The sequence below is a fragment of the Colwellia sp. 6M3 genome, assembly GCF_014077595.1.
Classification (GTDB): Bacteria; Pseudomonadota; Gammaproteobacteria; order Enterobacterales; family Alteromonadaceae; genus Cognaticolwellia.
Genome location: NZ_JACGWF010000178.1, coordinates 1 through 1,934, shown reverse-complemented (window position 1 = coordinate 1,934; position 1,934 = coordinate 1). Strand labels below are relative to the sequence as shown.

The window sequence follows — 1,934 nt, the reverse complement described above, 5'->3', positions numbered from 1 at the left end:
AATCACAACAATACTCTGCTAGATTTATTGGCAAAGATCATTGCTACATAGTTAAACTTAATAACAAAATTGTAGCCAGCGTTATATTATCTGCAGGTCAAGTATGTGGTGATTATTGGTTATTACATGGCTTAGTTATTGATAAAGTAATGCGTGGTAAAAAAATAGCGAGTGTGATTTTACAAGCAATTATAAATAGTGAACATCTAGGATCTAAATTCAAAAAGATAATCTGTTTCGCTGATGTTGCATTACAAGGGCTTTATAACAAGAATCTCTTTGTTACTTATAATTCTAATGACGAAATAGAAACACTACCGCAAGAGCTCAAGCAACGACTTAACCGTTATCAAAGCAAACAACCAAACCTTCACTGTTATTTATATAGTAAAGATACTGGTTTCTCTAGCCACAAATAACCCACTTACGCTTCTATTTATAATGATTGTCACTTTGCTAGTTAGTTACTATAAATTATAAAAATATCATTGAGTTCTAGAGATAATGTTAACCATAGGTATTTATAAAATTATGTAAGATAGCGTTTAGTCGCTACCAGTGTGTTTTTTAATAAACAAGCGATGGTCATCGGTCCTACACCGCCTGGAACTGGTGTAATTGCCCCACACTTAGTAACGACATTATCGAAGTCAACGTCACCAACTAATCTGGTTTTACCATCTTCCGTTTTAATGCGGTTAATGCCTACATCAATTACCGTAGCTCCCTTTTTCACCCAATCAGCTTTAACAAATTGAGCAATACCAACAGCAGCTACTAAAATATCTGCTTGCTTACACACTTCATCTAAATTTTTTGTTTTTGAATGAGCAATCGTAATCGTACAGTTTTCTTGCAAAAATAACATAGCGACAGGTTTACCAACAATATTAGAACGACCAATAATGACAGCATGTAAACCAGTTAAGTCTTCACCTATATGATGTTTAGCTAGTAAAACACAACCTTGAGGCGTACATGGAACGAGTGCATTACTTTCACCATTAAATAATCTACCTGAGTTAACCGCATGAAAGCCATCAACATCTTTATCTGGGTTAATAGCGGAAATAACAGCACTTTCATTTAGATGCTTTGGTAAAGGTAATTGAACGAGAATACCATGCACACTAGTATCATTATTAAGTTGTTCTAATTGCTGCAATAAATATTGCTCAGTGGTATTAGCAGGTAATAATATCTCGTTAGAGATCATACCAACCTCTTGCGTTTGTTTAACTTTATTCTTAACGTAAATATGGCTAGCGGGATCGTCCCCAACGATAATGACAGTCAATGAGGGTTGTACACCGTGTTTCGTTTTTAACTCGGCAACTTCAACAGTTAATTTTTCTCTTAATTGTTTCGCTATTAACTTTCCATCTATATTCATTATGATTCACATTTTCCATCAAAAATAAGGGAGGCAACTGCGCTAAAATAAAACGCTGATTAATAGCTTATCCTATGTAAAATAACTTTGAATTAAAAGCACTTAGATAAAAATTTAAAGATTAATAAGATATAGAATAGTAGAACAACGTAGGAGACGTAGTCGAGTGAATAAAAGTGGTCATGTCACACTATAGTTATTTTATTTTTAACCACCATTTGTATTTTTTAAACGACAGAAAGCAAAAAACCCGTTACATCAGTAACGGGTTTCTCTTAATAGAAGCCTAGCAATGTCCTACTCTCACATAAAGAGATGAACACCCACACGGTCTTTACCACCGTAGCTAACACGTTTCATGCACGAGTTTTAGTTTATAAATTCCAGACAGCAAAAAGCCCGTCACTTTCGTTACGGGCTCTTCTAAATAGAAGCCTAGCAATGTCCTACTCTCACATGGGAACTCCCACACTACCATCGGCGCTAACACGTTTCACTTCTGAGTTCGGAATGGGATCAGGTGGGGCCATGTCGCTATTGT

At 35.4% G+C, this 1,934-nt stretch carries 2 protein-coding genes and 1 rRNA gene; 1 reads left to right on the top strand and 2 read right to left on the bottom strand.

Annotated features, from left to right (window positions below; all coding sequences use genetic code 11):
• A partial coding sequence (locus tag H4J50_RS18825; protein ID WP_182257685.1) for a GNAT family N-acetyltransferase occupies window positions 1–419 on the top strand: 419 nt, incomplete at its 5' end.
• A gap of 110 nt (window positions 420–529) precedes the next feature.
• Here the strand turns inward: H4J50_RS18825 and folD are convergent.
• Window positions 530–1,393, bottom strand: a complete 864-nt coding sequence (folD, locus tag H4J50_RS18820; protein ID WP_182257684.1) for a bifunctional methylenetetrahydrofolate dehydrogenase/methenyltetrahydrofolate cyclohydrolase FolD — start codon at window positions 1,391–1,393, stop codon at window positions 530–532.
• Window positions 1,394–1,826: 433 nt separating this feature from the next.
• A 5S ribosomal RNA gene (gene rrf / locus H4J50_RS18815) occupies window positions 1,827–1,934 on the bottom strand; the annotation flags it as partial.